The organism is Dorea hominis (genome assembly GCF_014287705.1).
GTDB lineage: Bacteria > Bacillota > Clostridia > Lachnospirales > Lachnospiraceae > Dorea_D > Dorea_D hominis.
The window spans coordinates 43,370-64,727 of record NZ_JACOOY010000017.1; the positions used below are offsets into that span (position 1 = coordinate 43,370).

At 44.5% G+C, this 21,358-nt stretch carries 23 protein-coding genes; all 23 read left to right on the forward strand.

The features are described 5' to 3' along the window. Nucleotides 1-27 precede the first annotated feature (27 nt). The 23 genes from H8S07_RS12050 to H8S07_RS12160 all read left to right on the forward strand — a co-directional run bounded on the left by H8S07_RS12050 (nucleotide 28) and on the right by H8S07_RS12160 (nucleotide 21,355). The gene (locus H8S07_RS12050) at nucleotides 28-366 is read left to right on the forward strand and encodes a DUF5720 family protein (protein ID WP_181978390.1); all 339 of its coding nucleotides are present in this window, start codon (nucleotides 28-30) and stop codon (nucleotides 364-366) included. A gap of 190 nt (nucleotides 367-556) precedes the next feature. Then, on the forward strand, nucleotides 557-1,465 hold the full coding sequence (locus H8S07_RS12055) for a ParM/StbA family protein (RefSeq protein ID WP_186856092.1): 909 nt from the start codon (nucleotides 557-559) through the stop codon (nucleotides 1,463-1,465). Then, nucleotides 1,462-1,752 carry a plasmid segregation centromere-binding protein ParR gene (locus H8S07_RS12060; RefSeq protein WP_139010013.1) on the forward strand — a complete coding sequence of 97 codons (291 nt, stop codon included), beginning with the start codon at nucleotides 1,462-1,464 and terminating at the stop codon, nucleotides 1,750-1,752. The genes H8S07_RS12055 and H8S07_RS12060 overlap by 4 nt, the downstream gene beginning before the upstream one ends. 154 nt (nucleotides 1,753-1,906) lie before the next feature. Next, nucleotides 1,907-2,425 carry a hypothetical protein gene (locus H8S07_RS12065; protein ID WP_139010014.1) on the forward strand — a complete coding sequence of 173 codons (519 nt, stop codon included), beginning with the start codon at nucleotides 1,907-1,909 and terminating at the stop codon, nucleotides 2,423-2,425. Between the two features lie 69 nt (nucleotides 2,426-2,494). Then, nucleotides 2,495-3,784, forward strand: a complete 1,290-nt coding sequence (gene dcm / locus H8S07_RS12070; protein WP_186856093.1) for a DNA (cytosine-5-)-methyltransferase — start codon at nucleotides 2,495-2,497, stop codon at nucleotides 3,782-3,784. 8 nt (nucleotides 3,785-3,792) lie between these two features. Then, nucleotides 3,793-4,755: an amidoligase family protein gene (locus tag H8S07_RS12075; protein WP_055155833.1), complete on the forward strand. Its 963-nt coding sequence runs from the start codon at nucleotides 3,793-3,795 to the stop codon at nucleotides 4,753-4,755. Next, nucleotides 4,752-5,243, forward strand: a complete 492-nt coding sequence (locus H8S07_RS12080; RefSeq protein ID WP_329753537.1) for a gamma-glutamylcyclotransferase family protein — start codon at nucleotides 4,752-4,754, stop codon at nucleotides 5,241-5,243. Before H8S07_RS12075 ends, H8S07_RS12080 begins: the two co-directional genes overlap by 4 nt. 73 nt (nucleotides 5,244-5,316) lie before the next feature. Beyond that, entirely contained in the window at nucleotides 5,317-9,687 is a 4,371-nt protein-coding gene (locus tag H8S07_RS12085; protein ID WP_186856094.1) for a SpaA isopeptide-forming pilin-related protein, read from the forward strand. 88 nt (nucleotides 9,688-9,775) lie between these two features. Beyond that, nucleotides 9,776-10,936 (forward strand): methionine adenosyltransferase, encoded by a 1,161-nt coding sequence (gene metK, locus H8S07_RS12090; RefSeq protein WP_128125100.1) that lies wholly within the window; start codon nucleotides 9,776-9,778, stop codon nucleotides 10,934-10,936. Next, nucleotides 10,936-11,913, forward strand: coding sequence for a DUF3991 and TOPRIM domain-containing protein (locus H8S07_RS12095; protein ID WP_186856095.1), 978 nt, complete (start codon nucleotides 10,936-10,938; stop codon nucleotides 11,911-11,913). The genes metK and H8S07_RS12095 overlap by 1 nt, the downstream gene beginning before the upstream one ends. Before the next feature lie 6 nt (nucleotides 11,914-11,919). Beyond that, entirely contained in the window at nucleotides 11,920-12,666 is a 747-nt protein-coding gene (locus tag H8S07_RS12100) for a hypothetical protein (RefSeq protein WP_186856096.1), read from the forward strand. A 20-nt stretch (nucleotides 12,667-12,686) separates the two neighbouring features. Continuing rightward, nucleotides 12,687-13,490, forward strand: a complete 804-nt coding sequence (locus H8S07_RS12105) for a DNA-methyltransferase (protein ID WP_330598577.1) — start codon at nucleotides 12,687-12,689, stop codon at nucleotides 13,488-13,490. A gap of 81 nt (nucleotides 13,491-13,571) precedes the next feature. Next, a complete protein-coding gene (locus tag H8S07_RS12110) occupies nucleotides 13,572-13,895 on the forward strand; it encodes a DUF7768 domain-containing protein (protein WP_172590495.1) in 324 nt (107 codons plus the stop codon). Between the two features lie 138 nt (nucleotides 13,896-14,033). Further along, nucleotides 14,034-14,204 carry a DUF3789 domain-containing protein gene (locus tag H8S07_RS12115; protein WP_171054422.1) on the forward strand — a complete coding sequence of 57 codons (171 nt, stop codon included), beginning with the start codon at nucleotides 14,034-14,036 and terminating at the stop codon, nucleotides 14,202-14,204. Further along, complete coding sequence (locus tag H8S07_RS12120; protein WP_024852688.1) at nucleotides 14,183-14,491, forward strand: plasmid mobilization protein; 309 nt, start codon at nucleotides 14,183-14,185, stop codon at nucleotides 14,489-14,491. Before H8S07_RS12115 ends, H8S07_RS12120 begins: the two co-directional genes overlap by 22 nt. A gap of 6 nt (nucleotides 14,492-14,497) precedes the next feature. After that, entirely contained in the window at nucleotides 14,498-15,781 is a 1,284-nt protein-coding gene (locus tag H8S07_RS12125) for a relaxase/mobilization nuclease domain-containing protein (protein ID WP_118377778.1), read from the forward strand. Between the two features lie 2 nt (nucleotides 15,782-15,783). Next, the gene (locus tag H8S07_RS12130; RefSeq protein ID WP_186856098.1) at nucleotides 15,784-16,590 is read left to right on the forward strand and encodes a PcfB family protein; all 807 of its coding nucleotides are present in this window, start codon (nucleotides 15,784-15,786) and stop codon (nucleotides 16,588-16,590) included. 5 nt (nucleotides 16,591-16,595) lie between these two features. Beyond that, complete coding sequence (locus H8S07_RS12135) at nucleotides 16,596-17,582, forward strand: ArdC family protein (protein ID WP_182420175.1); 987 nt, start codon at nucleotides 16,596-16,598, stop codon at nucleotides 17,580-17,582. 83 nt (nucleotides 17,583-17,665) lie between these two features. Beyond that, nucleotides 17,666-17,977: a hypothetical protein gene (locus H8S07_RS12140; RefSeq protein ID WP_004614509.1), complete on the forward strand. Its 312-nt coding sequence runs from the start codon at nucleotides 17,666-17,668 to the stop codon at nucleotides 17,975-17,977. A 16-nt stretch (nucleotides 17,978-17,993) separates the two neighbouring features. After that, entirely contained in the window at nucleotides 17,994-18,272 is a 279-nt protein-coding gene (locus tag H8S07_RS12145; RefSeq protein WP_186856099.1) for a DUF4314 domain-containing protein, read from the forward strand. Between the two features lie 23 nt (nucleotides 18,273-18,295). Next, complete coding sequence (locus tag H8S07_RS12150; protein WP_179973444.1) at nucleotides 18,296-20,020, forward strand: VirD4-like conjugal transfer protein, CD1115 family; 1,725 nt, start codon at nucleotides 18,296-18,298, stop codon at nucleotides 20,018-20,020. An 87-nt stretch (nucleotides 20,021-20,107) separates the two neighbouring features. Then, on the forward strand, nucleotides 20,108-20,425 hold the full coding sequence (locus tag H8S07_RS12155; RefSeq protein WP_006426976.1) for a hypothetical protein: 318 nt from the start codon (nucleotides 20,108-20,110) through the stop codon (nucleotides 20,423-20,425). A gap of 87 nt (nucleotides 20,426-20,512) precedes the next feature. After that, on the forward strand, nucleotides 20,513-21,355 hold the full coding sequence (locus H8S07_RS12160; protein WP_181975175.1) for a hypothetical protein: 843 nt from the start codon (nucleotides 20,513-20,515) through the stop codon (nucleotides 21,353-21,355). The last annotated feature ends 3 nt before the right edge of the window (nucleotides 21,356-21,358 follow it).

The window sequence follows — 21,358 nt, forward strand, 5'->3', positions numbered from 1 at the left end:
TTTCTTTCGCTATTTTTGAAGGAGGTGATGCAGGTGGAGGTAAGTATCCATGAACTTTTAGCGGCGGCAAGGGAGGCGGTGAAATCGGATTATATCAAAGGCGAAAGCATTTTATGTGAAACCAGATATCATCCGGATACCCATTACATGGTAGAAATAGAGATGTTAAAAACAGATAACACGCTGGGGAAAAAAGGAGCTTATATCCGGAAATTTTTGACGGAAGATGAGTATTCTGCCATGCTACAAAAGCAGGAAGAACATCTCATAAAAATAAAAAGACAGGCTATTGTTCAAAAAGGAACATTGCGATATATCCCTCTCCCGGACAGGCTGGACAGCCACCGGGAGAGGGATATTTTTTAACCGGCTGGGAAAGAACAGGGAGTGTTCCTCAAGCAGCAGCGATATCAGAACCCCAGAGTTTCCGCAGGTTTTGGGGGGTGGAAACTTAGAAAAGTGTTCAAAACAGGCACTTTTGCAACGATCCGTTGCAGTAGAAAAAGGGTTCTTGGCTTTATGCCAGACGAAAAAATGAAAGAAGGATGTGATTGTGATGATAGTAGGAATTGATCATGGGTATTATGCGATCAAGACAAAACATGTGTCTTTTCCCAGTGGCATTATCAAGTATGATTATGAGCCGTATACGATGCAGAATGTTCTGCAGTATCGGGGAAAGTATTATGTCTGCGGTACAGGGAGACAGACGCTGGTAAAAAATAAAACGTCCAATGATAATTATTATCTGCTGACGTTGGCTGCGATTGCGGAAGAAATCAAGCACCGGAAAGCGGAACGAAAGACGGAAGTCATTCTGGCTGTTGGACTGCCTTTGTCCAGCTTTGGAAGGGAGAAACAGGGATTTCGGGAGTATTTGTTGCGGAAAGAACAGCCAGTGCGCTTTTTATATGAAAGTGAATGGTATGAGATACAGATTAAAGATGTGAAACTGTTCCCACAGGGGTACTCTGCCCTGGCTCTGCACCCAGAGTACCTGAAGAATGAACCATCTGTTCTTCTGGTGGATGTTGGTGGCTGGACGGTTGATCTGATGAGACTGGATAATGGTGTTCCGAATGCGGCAACCTGCAGGAGTCTGGAACTGGGTGTGATTCGGTGTATTGATGAGACGGCAGAACAGGTGAGGAGAAATACCGGACTGTCTGTAACGGAAACACAGATCGAACGTGTACTTCGTGGGGAAACCTGCAGCATGGCAGAAGATGCAAGAGTTGTCATACAGGAAAACGGACGGAAATACATCGAGAGAATCTTGTCTGCGGTAACGGAATCCGGGTTTGATCTCAGGGCGGTGCCGAGCGTATTTATGGGTGGAGGTTCTGCGATTTTAAAACGCCACGTGACCGCACAGGACGCGATTTGCCGCCCTGTTTTTATCGAGGACGTCCATGCGAACGCTGCCGGGTATGAACGGATTGTAGAGCAGATGTGGGCAAAATGACACGTCCGGTATATTCGTTCCGTCCAAACCTGAAAAATCCGGAACACCAGAAAGCATGGAAGAAATTCCAGAGTGTTCCGGAAGGACAGAAAAACCAGTATCTTGTTCAGGCGATTCTGGAAAAAGAGGACCGAAAGTGGATGGAAGAAATCATCCAAAAGACGATCAAAGAAAGTGTTCGGGAATTAAACATTTGTGGCGGTGCGGAACAAAGTGGAACAAATCCACCGGCTGAGGATATCCCGGATCAGATGATGGATTTCCTATCTCAGATGGAAAATATGTAAAGGGGGTGAGGCCTATGATTGTGCGATACATACATTGTTGGATCTGCTAGGGGCAGGAGCAAAACAGCATTGATATCTTTGGTAGGTATTGTGAATAGCTTTCCATGCATCTTTGGAGTATGTTGTGTGTAGCGAAACGGAAAGGAGAAACGCTATGACAGAGATGAAGAACATATGCGGAAAGATCCCGAAGGACTTACACGAAAAAGTAAGAGAAGAGATTGAACTGACAGAAAGCAGCACACAGAAATTTATACAGCAGGTCATCGAAGAACATTTTGAAAGACTTGCAGGAAAAGGAGAAATGAGCATGGGAACAGCAAGAACAATCGCAGTACAGGTATCAGAGGAATTATTCCAGAGATTAAAAACAGTCATCGCAAAAAAAGGCATGAAACAGAAAGACTTCTTAATTCAGATCATCGAAGAGGCACTGGAAAAGGCAGAGGGCGAATGGCAGAACAAAGACAGCATGGAAGAAGCTGAACCTGCAACCGGAGAATCTGGAACAGAAGAGACTCAACCGGACGAGGAAACCGAACCGGAAGGAGAAAACGAACCGAGCGAGGAAAGCGAACCGGACGAGGAAACCGAACTGAAAGAAGAAAGCGAACTGGACGAGGAAATTCAACCGGAAGAAGAAACCCAAGCAGAAGAACCAACAGAATGGTAATAAACAGATACAGAGAAATGCAAGGCGGTATGAGAAAATCATGCCGCCTGTTTTTATCAGCAAAGGAGGTTGATAACCGCAACCATTCAATTTTTTGATCTCTTTAGCGGAATCGGCGGATTCCGAGAAGGCTTAAGACGTGCAGGGGGATTTACCTGTGTCGGACACTGCGAGGTGGATACTTATGCGGATAAGAACTACCGATTGCTGTTCGACACAGAAGGGGAGTGGTATTGTAGTGATGCACGAACAATTGAACCAGAACGAATGCCGGATTTTGATCTGCTCTGTGCAGGATTTCCTTGCCAGGCATTCTCTATCGCCGGAAAGCGAGAAGGATTTGCAGATGCAAGAGGAACCCTCTTTTTCGAGATTGCCCGGCTTCTTAAAGCTAAAAGACCCCAGTATTTTATCCTTGAAAATGTTCCCGGTCTGCTTTCGCATGACAAGGGGTGGACATTTTGCACCATCCTCAGTACGCTTTCGCAACTGGGGTACCATGTCGAATGGAAAGTGCTTAACAGCAAGGATTTCGGAGTCCCCCAAGCAAGGAAACGGGTGTATATTGTCGGATATCTTGATTTCCGATGTGCCGGAAAAATATTACCTGAACCAGAAACAAATGGAGCAGCTCTTATTCAAATCCGGGCAGGAAGTCAGGGGAAAAGAGTCTACAGTCCCAAAGGACTAAGCTGTACCCTGACATCACAGGCAGGTGGAATGGGCGGCAAGACAGGATTATATGATGTAGGTGTTCCAATCAAAGAGAATACAAAGCTCGGCTACAAACTTGCAAGAGAAGGGGACAGCATCGATCTGGGCTATGCGAATCTCAACAGCAGGAGAGGAAGAGTCGGACATCAGATTGCACACACCCTGACTACAGGTGTTCAACAGGGAACACTTCATTTTGTAGATTTGTCTCCGCCACCATTGGTAACAGAACATTGTAGATGCCTGAATACCAGACAATCAGGAATTCATAATCACAAAGGAGAATGTTCCGGTGTATTAGCAGAGGATGGAGCAAGAGCAGTCTTAACACCAGCAAAAGAGAATGTCCGGCAGAACGGCAGACGCATGAAGGAACCGGAAGAACCAATGTTCACGATTACTGCGACAGATCGTCATGGCATCTTGTATCACGGAAGAATACGCAGACTGGTTCCAAGAGAGTGTCTGCGTCTGCAGGGATATTATGACTGGCAGATCGATAAGATCATAGACTGCACATCGGATGCACAGCTATATAAACAGGCTGGGAACGGGGTAACTGTTACGGTGATCGAAGCAATCGGAGCATTACTGCGAAAGGCAGATGCGGAGCGAAAAGAACTGGAACTGTCTGAGAAAGGATAGTGTCGGTGATGATTGGAATTCAGGATCAGTACTTTGGTACGGAAATCGAGATGACAGGGATCACCAGACAACGGGCTGCAGAAGTTGTAGCAGAACTGTTCGGAACAGAAGCCGTTTATGAAGGTGCGTATTACGGAATATGGTCAGCGAGAGATCGGGAAGGAAAAAAGTGGAAGTTCATGTCTGACGGAAGCATTGATACACAAAGAAAATCAGGTGGTCGAATCGTATCAGCAGATAGAGAATATTCAACAGAGATGGTATCACCGAAATTATCCTATGATGAGATGGGGAAATTACAGGAAGTTGTACGCTGTCTGCGGAGACATGGAGGTTTTGTCAATGAGTCCTGTGGTCAGCATGTTCATGTAGATGCGGCGAACCATACACCGCAGAGTCTGAAAAATGCGCTGACCATTATGTACGCAAAGGAAGATATCCTGTTCAAAGCACTGAAAGTGCAGGAAAGAAGAGAGTACAGCTATTGTCAGAAGGTGCGTCCGGAGGTATTGGAAAAAATCCGAAAAATGCCAAACAAATCCATTACGATGGACCGGGTAAGAAATGTCTGGTATGGAGGCAGGGATGGAAGTCATAATCATTATGACAGTACCCGGTATTATGCGTTAAACCTCCATGCTGTATTTTCCAAAGGGACATTGGAGTGGCGCTGTTTTGAAAGTACCCTTCATGCAGGAAAAGTGAGGGCAAACATTACACTGGCACTTGCGATTTCCGCACAGGCGATCAATCAGAGATCCACCCAGATGAAAAAGACACCGATCTCAGAAAACCCGGCGTTTACATTCCGAACGTTTTTGTTGCGGCTCGGATTAATCGGAGAAGAATATAAAAATGTGCGGAAACATCTGCTGGCAAATCTGGAAGGTGATCTGGCATGGAGATATGACAAAAGCACGTATGAGTGTCTGAAGAAAAAGCAAAGGACGGATGACGTCAGATCGAGGTGAGAAAAATAGAAGAGAGATATTATTTTGCATATGGCAGTAACATGAACCTGGGGCAGATGAGATTCCGCTGTCCGGATGCGGAAGTGGTTGGAAATGTCCGGCTGGAAGATTACCGGCTGGCATTTCGTGGCAGAGCTCCGGGAAATGGCGTTGCAACTGTGCTTCCGGAAAAAGGAAGCTGTGTGGATGGAGTTTTATGGAGGATCACAGAAGCTTGTGAAAAGAATCTGGATTTTTATGAAGGATTTCCAAATTTTTATGGGAAAGAAACCATTCAGGTAAAGGATCAGGCTGGAGCTTTAAGGGAAGTATTCGTATACACGATGAACTCCCCTCATAAGGATGTTCCGGCAAGACCATCGAAATTTTATCTGGATGGAATTCTGGAAGGATGTCTGGAAAATGATTTGCCGACAAAGGCAGTGATGGATGCAGTAAAACGCACCAGACAGGAAATGAAAAAAGCAGAAAAGCAATATACAAGATAAATGTTACCGCAGAGGGAGAACCTTCTGCGGTATTTTACTGAACAATGTATTTATTATCAGAAAGGAAACACACATGAAGGTGAAGAATTTAAAAACCAGAATCGCAGCCTTTGGACTGGCTGTCCTGATGGGCGTCAGTACCTTAAGCAGTGCCAATGCGTTCGCTGCCGAGCAGACGGATGTGGGGCAGGAGGTACAGGCATCCGAACAGGCGGTTACGAGTCAGAAAGAACAGGCAGTTACGGCAAACGATATTACGAAAGAGATTTCGGATGAAACATTTGCAGTGGAAACCAGTATGGAAGGAATCCATTATGATGCAGAAAAAGAGGATGTTACGCTTGTAAGTATCAAAGATGAGAATGGTGGAGAGTATCATTCTGACAAAGCAGGAACATATATTGCCACTTATATGGTCGTTCCAAAAGATAAGAGTGACAGCTATACCATCACCCGGAAAGTGACTCTGACGGATACAGAAGGTCAGGCACATTCCGAAGAAAATGGTGGAGAGAAACAGAAGTCAGATACAGAATCTGAAGATGATTCGGATTCGCCTGTGCAGAACTACACAGATGTAGAAATTGAAACATCCGAAGAAGATGCATCTGCACAGGCAGTCAAAGAACTGAAAGAGGACATTGAAGAGGGAAATGTGATGGTATTGTCTGCGGCTGAAAGAGCTACAAGCAGCGGTTCCACAGTTACATTGACAAAGGGGAGAACTATTTATTATCCAAGTTATATTGGAAATTATCTTACTTGCCTGTTTACAGTCAATGGAAAGATTGCATACTGCCTTCAGTCCCAGAAAGCATCCCCACCGAGTGGAAGTTATGTAGCACAGGTACTGGACAGCAATAAAAATCTGCAGAAAGTCCTTTATTATGGTTATGGCGGGGCAGGAGATCTGACAGGAAGTTATCTGTCTGGAAAAACGGAAGATGAAAAGTATGTGTATACACACATTGCAGCCAGCTACGCTTATGCAGGAGAAGCCGGATTTACAGGATGTAATTATAATGACCTTGTAAATGCAGGGGTTATCGCATATATCAATTATCTGTTTGGACAGGAAGAACCGCCAAAAGGTGAACTGAGCCTTTCAAGTACAAAGCTGAATGCAGTACGGGATGGAAACATCCAGAAAACACCAAATATCACACTGTCCGGGGATCACAGAAACTATGTGACATTGAGTGTACCGGAAAATGTGACAGCACATAATCTTTCCAAAGGAACAAGTGTTACAAATGGAAACATCCAGATTTATGGTGGAGATACATTCTATCTGTCTGCGGATTTATTACTGACAGGCAGTTATGCTTCCGGCAGCTTATATGGTTCTGTCGGAAAGACATGGAGAACGCTGGTGCTGACAACCGGAGATTCCAAGCAGGATATCGGTGTATTTGAAAGCGAAACAGCAGCTCCGGTAAGTTTCAGTGTACAGTGGCTGAATATGACACGCATTGAGTTGACGAAGAAAGATATCAATACACAGAACCCACTATCTGGAGCAGTTTACGGTATTTACACCGATAAGAAGTGCGAAAATCTGCTAATGACGATGACTGCAACCGGAACAGACGGAAAAGCAGTCAGCGATTATTTTGACTCTGCACTGAAAACAGTGTACGTGAAAGAGATCACTGCTTCGACAGGATATAAATTGAATACAGAAGTATATAAAGTAGATGTTGCAGCCGGTAAGACATTGACGGTAACAGCAACCGATGAGAGAGTCACCGGAAAAGTAAAAATCGCAAAGATCGATAAAGAAACACTTGTATTTAAAGCGCAGGGGGACAGTGCTCTTCGTGGTGCGGTGTATGGTCTGTATGCAAAAGAGGACATAGTGCATCCGGATGGCACAACAGGAGTTCTGTATAAACAGGACAGCCTGATTGCACAGGGAGTCATCGGAGATGACGGAACACTGGAATTTTCAGAATTATACCTTGGAGAAATGTATGTAAAAGAAATCACTCCACCGGAAGGATATACACTGGATACTACCAAATATGAGGTATCCGTAACTTATGAAGGTCAGGATGTTGCCGAAGTGACAAGAGACCTTACGGTAAAAGAGCAGGTAAAGAAACAGGCATTCCAGTTAATCAAAATCAGTGAAGATGGAGAGCAGACAGAAACAGACCTGGTTGCAGGAGCAGGATTTCAGGTATATCTGATCAGCGACCTGACACAGGTGAAAAATGGGAAACTGAAACCGTCCAATGGAGAAAGCTATACAGCAAGGGATTTCAAAAATTATGACTTCAGCAAAGAGCAGGTTGCAGTTACTTACGAGAACGGAACAGCCGTACCAGTACCGGAATTGATCACTGATACAAAAGGATATGCAGTCAGCCCAGAACTGCCGTATGGAAGCTATGTTGTAGTAGAAAGCACTACTCCGGAGAATCTGAAAACCATTGATCCGTTTGTTGTAAATGTGGAAGATGACAGCAGAGAACCAATGCAGTGGCGAGTCTTTGATGACCGTCCGTTTGAATTTTTGCTGAAAATCGTAAAGAAGGATGCACAGACTGGAAATACCGTTTTAAAGGCCGGAGCTTCTTATAAGATTTACGATGTGACAAATAAGAAATATGTGGAACAGGTTGTTCAGTATCCGAAGAAAGAAAAGATCAGTGTATTCAAAACAAATGAGGAAGGATATCTGATCACACCGCAGGAACTGAAGTGCTCTACCTACCGAATCAAAGAAGTGAAAGCACCGGAAGGATTTGTAAGACAGGGAAGCGAAGAGTCCCTGTATGATGGAACAACGATTATTTCACCATTAGAGCAGACTGCAAAGGGAACTTATAAAGAAAATCCACAGAGTGCCATTGAGATCACTGTATCCTCAAACACTGCACATCAGATTGATCCAGATACAGGAGCAGCGATTGTAGAGGTAGAACAGAAAAACGATGAACAGGTAGGAAGCCTGCTCCTGACGAAAAAAGGAGAACAGCTTACCGAAGTAACAGGAGATTCTGTTCTGGCAAAAGTAAAAGCACTGGTCTCTAAAGTAAGAAATGCTGTATCTGGTAAAGAAGAAACAGGTATCTATAAAGATTTTAAATATGAAGAAACCGGAGTAGAAGGTGCCCAGTTTGAAGTATATGCCAAAGATACCATCTATTCACCGGACGGAGCAAAGGACGAAGAAGGAAATCCAGTTGTCCGTTATGAGAAAGATGACCTGGTAGCCAAACTGACTACAGATGAAAATGGAACAGCAGTTATCAATAATCTGCCACTGGGAACGTATTATCTGAAAGAGGTTGTAGCAGGAGAGAATTTTGTCCTGAATACAGAACAGAAAGAATTTACCCTGACAGCAGAGGATGATACACAGGCAGTTGTTTATGAAGGCGTTACCTATAAAAATGAAAGACAGAAAGTTTCCGTATCGGTAGAAAAGAAGGATTCTGTCACAGGAGAAAAGCTGGAAGGTGTTATTTTTGGACTGTATGCTGCGGAAGATATTCTTTCTAATCAGGGAGAGGTTCTCGTAGAGAAAGATACCCTGCTGGAAAAGAAAGCAACAGATACAAAGGGAACACTTACTTTCGACAGTGATCTTCCACATGGAAAATACTATGTCAAAGAGGAAGTCAGAAAAGCCGGATATCTTCCAAATGAAGAAGTATGGAATGTAGACGCAACCTATGAAAATCAGAATCTTGCAAAGATTGAACTGAACAAAGAAGTTGAGAATCAGCCGACAGAAACACGTATTACCAAAACAGATGCAACAACCGGAAATGAGCTGGAAGGAGCAAAACTGCAGGTCATTGATAAAGACGGAACTGTTTTGGAAGAGTGGATCAGTACGAAGGAAGAACATGTCATTTACGGACTGCCGGAAGGAAGTTATACCTTACATGAAGAACTGGCTCCTTATGAAGATGGTTATGTGTCTGCCAGCGATGTGACGTTTGAAGTCAAAGAAGATGGCAGTGTGACAAAGGTTGAGATGAAAGATGAATATTCCAAAGTGGAAATTTCAAAAACAGACCTAACAACCGGAAAAGAACTGGAAGGGGCAAAGCTTCAGATCATCCGCAAAGACGGAACTGTTTTGGAAGAGTGGATTACGGATGGAAAGCCACATTCCGTTGCAAAGCTCCCGGTCAATGAAGAACTTACTCTGCGTGAGATCACAGCGCCGGATGGTTACGAGATTGCGGAAGATGTTACATTCACATTGAAAGATACAATGGAAGTCCAGAAAGTAGAAATGAAAGATGCCAGAACACCGGAGAAAACAACAGAAAAAACAAATGCACCAAAAACAGGTGATAACCAGAAAGTATGGCCGTTTGTTCTGCTTGCACTGGCATCTGCCGGAACAGCTACAGGAGTGACTGTATACCGCAGAAAGAAGTCAAAAATGACAGACAACAAAGAAGAAACAGAAGAAAAATAAAATAAAAATTACAGGATAAACCAATCTGACAGGGCAGGAGATGTGCATAAGGCAGCGCCTGCCCTGTCTGTAGATAAGGAGAAGAAAGATGAGACGTTTTTATACAGCAGAATCAGTAACAGAAGGACACCCGGATAAAGTATGCGATCAGATAGCAGATGCAATCTTAGATGAATGTCTGCGTTACGATCCATCTTCGAGAGTGGCGTGTGAAGTCCTTGCTACAAGAGGAAATGTGTTTGTAGCAGGAGAAATCACCAGCGGATATGAACCACCAGTGTTTGATGTGATCCGAAAAGTTTTAGAAGAGTGTGGATATTGTACAGATGGGATAGAAATGGATACGTTTGTACACCAGCAGAGTCCAGATATTGCGAAAGCAGTGAGTGTGTCGAAAGAATTTCGGGATAATATCGGCGCAAAATTAAGAGATAGAAGCAGGGGAGCTGGAGATCAGGGTGTTATGGTCGGATATGCGTGTGATGATACTCCGCAGCTTATGCCAATGCCGACTGTTCTGGCACACCGGATCACACGTGAACTTTCGGCTTGCAGAAGAAGCGGATATATCAAAGATATCTTTTCGGATGGAAAAGCACAGGTAACCGTAGAATATGAAGATGGAAAACCAGTGAGACTGGAAAGTGTTGTTGTTTCCTGCCAGCATGGTGCAGAAAAGAACCTGAAGAAGTTAGATGCCGAGATCAGAGAGAAAGTGCTTCGCTCAGCACTCAGATTACTGCCGCCGGATGAGGATACGAAGATTCTGATCAATCCGTCAGGAAAATTTGTGTGCGGAGGATTTGATGCAGATACCGGACTGACCGGAAGAAAGCTGATGGTGGATACTTATGGCAGTATGGTTCCGCATGGCGGCGGTGCATTTTCGGGAAAAGACTGTTCGAAAGTAGACCGTTCGGCAGCTTATATGGCAAGGTATATCGCTAAAAATATAGTAGCTGCTGAGTTTGCAAGCAAGTGTCAGGTGTCTTTGGCTTATGCAATCGGAGTAGCAGAGCCGGTTATGATTGAGGTAGACACCTTTGGTACAGGAAAAGTGTGTGCGGATGATTGTCTGGCGGCAGCAATCCCACTGGTGTTTGGAGTGACACCCGTTCAGATCATGGAATCCCTTCGACTGAATCGTCCGATTTTCCGTCAGACGGCAGTTTTTGGTCATTTTGGAAGAAAGGAGTTTCCTTGGGAGCGGACGGATAAGGTACTGGCTCTTCAGGATGCAATTCTGTAATGCCCTGGGTAACGGAAGAAGAGATTCAGGCAGCAAAAAATATGACTGCGTATGAGTATTTGCGAACGCATCAGGCACAGCGACTGCAAAAGACAAGGACCAGAAATGAATGGCAGTTGACGGATCATGACAGTTTTAAAATCAATGAACTGTCCAGCAAATGGCATTGGAAATCCAGAGATATCGGTGGCGTGTCCGCACTGCGGTTCCTGATTGAAGTAGATGGAATGAAATTTACAGATGCCGTAAAACTGTTGTGCGAAGAGAGTCCGTCTTTTATTCCGACACAGGCTGTGGAAAGGGAAAAACTGCCATTTAAGTTGCCGGAGAGGTATTGTAATTGCAGACGAATCAGGGCTTATTTAAACCACAGAGGAATCAGCGATGAAGTGATCACATATTGTATTTCACATGAAATCCTTTATGAAAGTGTCCCGTACCATAACGCTGTTTTTGTTGGGAAAGATGAATCCAGAAAAGCAAGATATGCATTCCTGCGAGGAATCTATGAAAAAAACGGGAAGGGATTCAAGATGGAGCAGACCGGGAGTGAAAAAAAGTACAGCTTTTGCATTCCACCTGAAAGAGAAACAAAGCGAGTTGCCGTATATGAAGCGTGTATTGATGCATTGGCACACATGACACTGGAAGAGGAAAATAGGGATAAATATCGTCTTTCCCTTGGGGGAATCGCTGCTCCGAAAGAAAACGCACAGATACAGAGTGAACGTTTTAAAAAGCCGCCGGACGCACTGGAAGAATTTCTGAAGAATCATCCGGAAATCAAAGAAATTGAAATCTGTACCGATAATGACTTTGCAGGGAGATGGGCGAAAGAACAGATGAAAAAGCATTACGAGGGAACGTATCAGATTATTTGCAATCTGCCGGAAAAAGAAGGGGCAGATTATGCAGACCTTGCGAAAGAAAAAAAGCAGGCAAATAAATGCAGGGACAGACCATTAGAAAGAAGGTGATAGAGAATGGAAGAAAAAGGAACGATACACATACATCTGTTGACAGAGCTGACTGGAAATCTTTATTCAGAAGAATCCGAATGGGAAGAAGATTGGTCGGAGAGTGATGAATATGGAATGCCGTTAGATGGAACAGAACTTGCCGATTATGAAGAAGTCATCCGAGAAGAACTGAAACGCTATGGGGAAGATGATCTCATGCAGTATTTTGATGGAAGTGAGTCCATTCAGGGAAAGATACAAAGTGCAGTTGTTACGATAGAAAACAAAGACGGAATCCTGTACGGATGTACCAAACTGGAATTAAATGAACTTTTAAGTCAGGAAGAACTACAGGAATTCACTGAATACATTACAGGACAGTACAGTGACGGTTGGGGTGAAGGATTTGAGCAGAGGGATATCAAGGTAGATGGAGGAACGCTGAATGTGCATTTTTGGCATCCTGATATAGAACAGCCGAAAATGTATGAGAAGAAAACAGAGCAGATTCCGACAAAGCCTGAGAAACAACGTCCCAAGTTACAGCTCCTTGGACATAATGGGAATATTTTTTCCATTATGGGCGATGCCTCAACTCTTTTGAAAAAGAATAAACAGACAGCAGCAGCAAAAGAAATGTGTAAAAGGGTATTGGAAAGTGGGGACTATTACAAAGCACTTTTGATTATCAGTGAATATGTGGAAACCGAGTTGAGTCCACCACCAAAAGAAAATAAAAAGACAAAGAAGAAAAATCAGCCGGAACGCTGAGAAAAGAAAGGATGATGCCTATGACAAATGGCCTGAGTTTGGAAGAACTTATGAAAGAGGGAACATACCCAGAGGAATATGCCGAAGGGGAAAACTGGAGAATATTACATGGAGATACATTAAAACTGGTCAAAGCATTCCAGCCGGGAATCTTTGATGCAGTCATTACCGATCCACCGTATGCGTCCGGTGGAACAAAGCAGAATGAAAGAAATCGTACTACAAACCAGAAATACAGCAGTATGAGTGCTGCGAATGCACTTCCGGATTTCGATGGAGATAATAAAGACCAGAGATCTTGGACACACTGGATGGCTGAGTGGCTTTATGATGTGCGGAAAGCCTGTAAGAAAGGTGCTCCGATCTGCCTGTTCATTGACTGGCGTCAGTATCCATCGATTACCGATGCATTGCAGTGGGCAGGATGGATCTGGAGAGGAACAGCGGTGTGGGATAAGGGAAACTCCCGTCCACAGAAAGGGCGTTTCCGCCAGCAGGCTGAATATATCGTGTGGGGCAGTAACGGACCGATGCCGATCAACCGCCCGGTCTCCTGTCTGCCGGGTGTTTTCCGATATGGAAATCCGCAGAACCGTATCCATGTGACAGAGAAACCATTGCAGCTTATGAAAGATGTGATCCAAATCTGTGAGCCGGGAGGTCTGATCCTGGACCCGTTTGCCGGAGCAGGAACAACTGTCCTTGCAGCGGCTATGACAGGGTATCGTGCCGTAGGAATTGAAGTGACGGATGCCTACTATAAACTGGGAAGTGACAGAGTGAAGTTTGCGTTAGAAGCAGAAGAAAACGAGGATGAAAAGTAGCCTGGATGTCCAATAGGACATCTTGTTTTTATAGAGAAAAAGCAATGGCATCCAACTGGATGCAGGAAGGAGATGGAGCGTATGGAACAGGCTCTGGCTTATGTGTGCTGTTCAGCAGAAGAAAGCCGGGTAAAAGTGCAGAAATATTGCAGGAAAATCTATGAACTGGGTTATGTACCGATCTGTCCGAGGTTTGGATTTTCACCGTTTCTGGAAGAAGGAGATGCGGAAGATATGCAGGGATATGGAAGGATGTCTCATATCCTTTTACGGAGATGCCGGATGGTCGTTGTATGCGGAAAAGAAGTGACAGGGACGATGAACACGGAAATCAGCATGGCAGACAGACTCCATATCATTTGTACGACACTCGATGGACTGGTACAGATCAAAGAATCGAAATAAATCAGAGGCGGGTCTGCCGGGTGATACAGAGACTGGCGGTACTCGTTTTGCAAGCATAGCGTTTGGATATCCAAACGCACTTTGGGGAGAACCCCAATCCCCCGAATATAAAATGAACATGGAAAGGAAGGATAAGCTATGTTAAGAGACGGAGTCATGATTATGATCGCATTGATGTTTGGAGGTTGTTTCGGAGTCGTGGTGACCTGTTGCATGGTGACTGCGAAACGGTCGGATCAGGAGCTTGGCGATATGATGAAAGAGAAAAGAGAAGGGACGGTGATGCAATGCGAAAACGAAACCATGTGATCCCAGTGCGGTTAAATGCAAGGGAACTCAGGGAATTGGAGGAACAGGTGGAAAAAAGCGGACTGAGCCGGGAAGAGTTTATGCGTTCGCTGATCTTAGGAGCACAGGTACACGCAAAACCCTGTGAGCATCACCCGGAACTGCTTAGGAAGATAGCGGGTCTGTGCAATAATGCGAACCAGCTTGCCCATGTTGCGAACGCTTCGGGAATGGCAAGTGAGCAGAGTGTGCAGGAAATGCTCCGGCTTACCAAAGAGACATGGCATCTGGTAAAGGAAGAGTGGTAATGACAGATGGCTTATACAAGTGTTATCCCCGTCCACCGCCTGGACCGTTCTATCGAATATGTGAAAGACAAAGAAAAAACCACACAGAAAGCAGACTCTCTGGAGGCTGCCATTGATTATGCCATGAACCGGACAAAGACGGAACAGGCGGTCTTCGAAGATACCATCGGATGTACCAATGAAAATGCGTATGCAGATATGGTGGCAACAAAAAAGAGATTTCATAAGATGGGCGGTGTGGAAGGATACCATCTGGTACAGAGTTTTGCAGAAGGTGAGGTGACACCGGAACTGGCACATCTCATCGGACAGGAACTGGCAGACCGGCTCTTAAAGGGACAGTATGAAGTTGTTATCACAACGCATCTGAATACCAGACATTATCATAACCACATTGTCTGGAACTCTGTGAGCATGGCAGACGGGCGTAAGTACCACAGCAATGCAAAGAGTTATTATACGGAGATCCGGAAGATCTCCGATGAGCTGTGCAGAAAATATGGTCTGTCTATCATTGAATCCGACCAGAAAAAATCAATCCCTTATGTACAGTGGAAAGCGGAACAGGAAGGGAAACCGACATGGAGAAGTGCGATCCGTCTGGATATCAGGGAGTCTGTACAGGAAAGCTACTCCTGGTCACAATTCTTAAAAGAAATGGAAAAGCGTGGATACACATGGAAACTGAACCGGAAATATGTCGCTTTAAAGGCTCCGGGGATGGAACGGTACATCCGGCTACGGTCCCTTGGAAAAAACTATTCCGAAGAGGAGATCCGTGGACAGATCTTACAGCCAAAAGTAAAACGCATCTATCAAAAGACGGTGCAGATCTCTCCAAAGAGGAAACTGACTAGGATACAGGCATTATATTATTCCTATTTATATCAGATGGGAGTACTGCCAAAAAGACCGAGAAGAAGTCCGTATGCCATCAGAGAGGATATCCGGAAACTGGATCAGAGGATTGAACAGATTGAGTTTTTAATGAAGCATGACATTACGACCAGAGAACAGCTTGCCACATACCGTGAGCCGTTACAAAAGCAGATTTCAGAACTGATGAAGGAACGCAGAAAGCTCTATCGGAATGACAGTGAAGACAGTGGAAAAGTACGGCTGTCCGAAATCAATGAGGAATTAAAAAATCTCCGAAAAGAAGTCCGTATGACCGTCCGGATTGAAAAGCATTCATTGGAAATCGAAGAAAGACTTCGAAAGGCAGAAGAACAAAACCAGAATGAGAAACGTGTGGAACACAAAGAAAAAGAGAGTCAGGAGGTGAGATAAGTATGAATTACGGAGCAGAACCGGCTGATCAGGTGGTGCGGTACAGTCTGGAAGGAATGGAATACTCTTTGAAGATTACCGGAAATGTGGCAAAGCATGTGGCAATCTTTATTGCGGCCGCCCTGAAAGATCAGAAAAAGACAAGAGGGAAAACAAGGCTTACCAGAATGTTAAAGGAACAGCGCCCGATGAAATTTTTTACCGTTCCGGGTGACCGCTTAAAAGAATTTGCAAAAGAGGCCAAGGCGAGAGGTATCTTATATGTAGTCATCAAAGATAAGGTGAATCCGGATCAGACAGAGGTTATGGTATTTGCAGATGATGCAGCAAAGATGAACCGGGTATTAGACCGGATGAATCTGGATTTTGTAAAAGCAGAATCAGGCTCTATGGTTACAGAAGCAGTGGAAAAAGAGACTGCACCGGAACAGGCAGAGAACCAGATGGAACAAGCATCCAGGGAGAATGTACGGACAGAGACCGTTGTCCTGCCGGAAGGCAAGATAGAATTTGAACTGGATGATGCGGAAGAAATGTTTCAGATTGGGGATGAGGCTTTCCCGGAAGGAAATTTTACACATGCGCAGGAGGGGAAAGCAAAGAATCCGTCCGAACCTTTCTCGCGCAACAAAAATATTTCTTCCGGTCGGGAAACTAGCTGGGAAGAAAAGAATGAAAAACCATCTGTGCGGAAAGAACTCGGAGATATCCGTAAGGAACAGGAAGAGAAACGTAAGAGGCCGGACAGACGGAAAAATGCCAGAGAGAGCAGGAAGAAACGTAAGAATATGAAAACGAAAGGCAGGTAATGTATATGGATTTAACAGATATGATTTCAGGTGGAACGGAAGAACAGCAGATTCCTGAACAGAAATTGACCAAGGAAGAATATGCAGCCAAGAAGCAGCAGGAAAGAGAAGAGGTATGGGCTGAAGTAGATTCACAGGCACAGGGAGTTTTTCAGGATGGAGAAAAACTGAAAGGCTTTCTGGATTTTATGGCAGAGTGTAATACACAGAGAACTCCGAATCTGCTTTTGATTTACGGACAGCATCCAGATTTTAAGGTAGTAAGGTCTTATGAACGCTGGAGAGAAGAACACCGTTCAGTAAAAGCAGGGGAGCATGGCATTACTTATATGATTTCCACTGAATACGAAAAAGACGGTGAAATGCGGAGAGGGTATACGATCGGAAAAGGATTTGACATCAGTCAGATGTCAGGGAAGCCATTGGAAGAACGCCCTCAGCGAAGCTTGACAGAACTGGTAGGAACTGTCTTAAAAGACCAGTCGGTACGTGTGCAGATTGAGGATAATCTGCCAGACAAAGTGCAGGCCCAGTACAATCCGAGATACCGTACCATTTATATCCGCAACGGAATGAGTGAAGTAACGACATTCCATGCACTGAACAGAGAACTGGCGTGTGCAGCACTGGACCAGCATACCGGAACCTACAGCCGACAGAAAGTCAGTGCACAGGCTTATTGTGCAGCCTATGTGATTGCGAAACGTTATGGTGTGGATGTTACCGGATTCAATCTGGAGTATATTGCACAGAGGAATGAATGCGGAAAGAAAGATCCGCAGGAACTGAGAGACTTTTTAAATGATGTCCGTCAGGCTTCCTACAGTATACGAAACCATATCGAACGCAATTTTGGTGCAAAGGAACAGGAGTATATAACCGATGAGTTCGCAATCGGAGACCCTGTAAAAATACCGGAAACCAAGGATGAAAAACCATCTGAAAAAGCATCCGGAAAAGAGAAAAAAGCAAAGAGCCAGCCGGAACGATAAAAGTGAAAAAGTTGGACGGTTGGAGTAGCTATTACGGAGGTCTTGTGATATGGTTGGTGTAACAAAAAAAGGAGGTCAGCCAGATGACAAAATACTATTTGAAGATGGATAACATTATGAAAAATATGTTCGTGGTGGCACTGAATGATGAGCTGCAGGCACAGAGTGAGCAGGATGAATGTTTGGAAGAAACGAAAGCTCTTCTGAAAAAAGTAAGTGAATACGACCTCGCCCAGAAACGGCTGCAGATTACAGCCGGGGAACAAAGGCAGATCCGTAAGGCACTGAACAGGCTTAGAAGTAAATATCTTGCAGCCGGAAGATATAGTGATGGAATAGATAAAATCATTATTCAGGTTGCAAAACCGAATACCACCAGACACATGTTCTGGTAGAGAAAGGAGTGGTTGATTGGTCATTTATTCAAGAGAAAAAGTGGCAAGACTTAGAGAACAGTATCCGGCAGGAACAAGAATCTGTCTGAATTCGATGGACGGAGAAGCGGGTATGCCGCAGGGACTGGAAGGAACTGTGCAGTATGTGGATGATGCAGGCCAGCTCGGTGTTAAGTGGGACAACGGCAGAAGTCTCTCACTGATACCGGGGGTGGATTTCTTTCATAAGAAAGAAGGACAGGGACATCCAGAAGAAAAGCCACGCAAGAAAAGAGAATCTGACTTGCAGAGATAAGTACAAAAAAGCAGGACTGGGTTCTGTATCTTGTCTTTCTGCCATTTGTCTGGTGGGCGGCAGCGATTACCGCTTGTGCCATTACACCGGATAAGAATTTTATTCAAATCTTAGAAACGCTGAGCGAAAAACTCGAACAGCCGTTTTTTATCACGTATACACCGTATACGTTCAAATGTATTCTGATATTCACAGCAGCCTATTTCTTAGGCATTGGTATTTATGAATCCCAAAAAAGAAATTATAGAAGAGGCGTGGAACATGGTTCCGCAAAATGGGGCAACGTGTCCGAAATCTGCAGACGTTACTGCGAAAAGCAGTACACGCAGAATCTGCTTCTGACACAGCATTTCCGCATGGGACTGGATGGATATAAGCATAAACGAAATTTAAATGTGCTGGTAGTCGGAGGTTCCGGGGCAGGAAAGAGTCGGACCTATGCGATTCCGAACATCATGCAGTGCAACTGCTCGATGGTGATCACAGATCCGAAAGCGGAACTTCTGCGTAAAACAGGAGGTGTTCTGGAACGGAATGGATATGAAGTCCGGGTTTTTGATTTGATCAATCCGGAGACTTCCTGGTGTTATAACCCGTTTGCGTATGTCCGGGATGATAAGGATGTACTGAAGCTGATCAATAACCTGATCCGCAACACGACACCGAAAGGTGCACAAAGCTCGGATCCGTTCTGGGAAAAGTCAGAGACTGCACTTTTACAGGCACTTATGCTGTATTTACTGCATGAAGCTCCACCGGAAGAACAGAACTTCCCGATGATTATGGAAATGCTTGGAAGCGCACAGGTCAAAGAAGATGATGAGGATTACCAGTCACCATTGGACATTTTGTTTGAAAGACTGGAAATGCGGGATCCAGAGAGTATTGCGGTCAAGCAGTATGCCATTTATAAGCAGGCGGCCGGAAAGACCGCAAAGTCTATTTTGATATCGGTTGGTGTCCGTCTGGCAGCTTTTAACCTGAAACAGATCGCCAATCTGACCTGTACGGACGAACTGGATTTATACAGTATCGGGGAGAAAAAAGTAGCACTGTTTTGCTGTATTCCGGATGCAGACACCAGTATGAATTATCTGGTCGGCATGATTTACAGTAATCTGTTTCAGACACTGTATTATGTAGCAGACCGGAAGTACGGAGGAAGGCTTCCAATTCCGGTACACTGTATTATGGATGAATGGCCAAACGTAGCCTTGCCGGATGATTTTGACAAGATTCTGGCAACCATGCGTTCCAGAGGGATTTCCTGCAGTATCATCATCCAGAACATCGCACAGATGAAAGCCTTGTTTAAAGACTCGTATGAGAGCCTTATCGGTAACTGTGATGAATTTTTATATCTGGGTGGAAATGAAAAAGAAGGACATAAGTATGTCTCGGAATTATTGGGAAAAGAGACATTGGATACCAATACCTACGGACAGACAAAAGGGCGTAGCGGCAGCTATTCGGTGAATTATCAGCAGACTGGAAGGGAACTTTTAACACCGGATGAAATACGGCTTTTAGATAACCGCAAAGCGATTTTGTTTATTCGTGGGGAGCGTCCGATCATGGACGATAAATATGATTTAAAAAAGCATGTGAATTTCAGATACACAGAGGACGGTGGTGCATCGCCTTATGATTATGCGAAAACACCACTGGCTCACGACGACCTAAAGATTGACATTAACAGATTAGATGACTACGAACTGCTGTCTACCGAGGACATTCTTGGTGAATAGCAGTTTTTTGATGGATTGGAGTGATGTGTATTGAAGAAATTTCTCACAGGAGAAAAGAATAGAACAAAAAAGAATACAACTGAAAAAATGACAACCCCGATGCCGATGGGGAGAAAACAGAAAAAGTGGATGAGTCTTTATATGGCACTGGTACTGACCGTAACGGTCGGAGCAACGACCGCATTCGCAGCCGGAGATCCGTTGTCCGTTATCAATAACCTGTCTACTTTTATTTTTTCCCTGATTCGTGCAATCGGTTTGATTTTACTTGGGTTTGGCGTTGTGCAGGTTGGCCTGTCTTTAAAAAGCCATGATCCAAGCCAGAGAGCCAATGGATTTCTGACACTGGCCGGAGGGGTAATTATTACGTTCGCTAAAGAAATCCTGGATCTGATCATGGCGTAAGCCTCTTTGAAAAAGTATATCAGGAGACAGCAGGAGTGCCGGAAGGTACTCCTGCATTTAAAAGTATGTTCAGGGAGGTGAGAGCTTTTGAGTGATAACTGGATTGTACAGAATCTAAACTCAGCACTATCCACATGGAGTGAAAAGATGGCAGAACTGTGGACTCTGCTGACTGAAAATCCGGCAACTTTTAAGGGTGGCGGCATCTGGCGGATTATGACCAATATCAATGATACACTGACAGCCATTGCCTATGGATTACTGGTGTTATTTTTTGCAGCCGGAATCATAAAAACGTGTGGCAGTTTTACAGATCTGAAAAAGCCGGAACATGTGCTAAAAGCATTTATCCGGTTTGCTCTTGCTCAGGGAGCAATCACATACGGAATGGAACTTATGCAGGCATTGTTTTCCATTGTGCAGGGAATCGTGACAACCGTAATGAGCGGCTCCAGTATGGCAGGAAGCATGACGGAACTGCCAACGGAGATTGTAGATAAGATTGAGAGCGTGGGAATGCTGGAATCCATTCCGTTGTGGATTGTTACACTGCTTGGCAGTCTGCTGATCACTGTATTGTCATTTGTAATGATCCTGACAGTGTATGGCAGAATGTTCAAAATCTATATGTATACGGCAATCGCCCCGATTCCGATTTCCTCATTTGCAGGAGAACCCACGCAGTCCATTGGAAAGAACTTTATCCGTTCTTATGTAGGCGTATGTCTGGAAGGGGCAATTATTGCACTGGCATGTATTATCTTTTCTGCTTATGCAGCAAGCCCTCCGGCTGTCGGAGATACGGAGTTGAGTGCAGTTACAATCGTGTGGAACTATGTAGGAGAACTGGTATTTAATTTACTGGTGCTGGTTGGAGCAATTAAGGCATCTGACCGTATTGTCAGAGAAATGATGGGACTTGGAGGTTAAAAA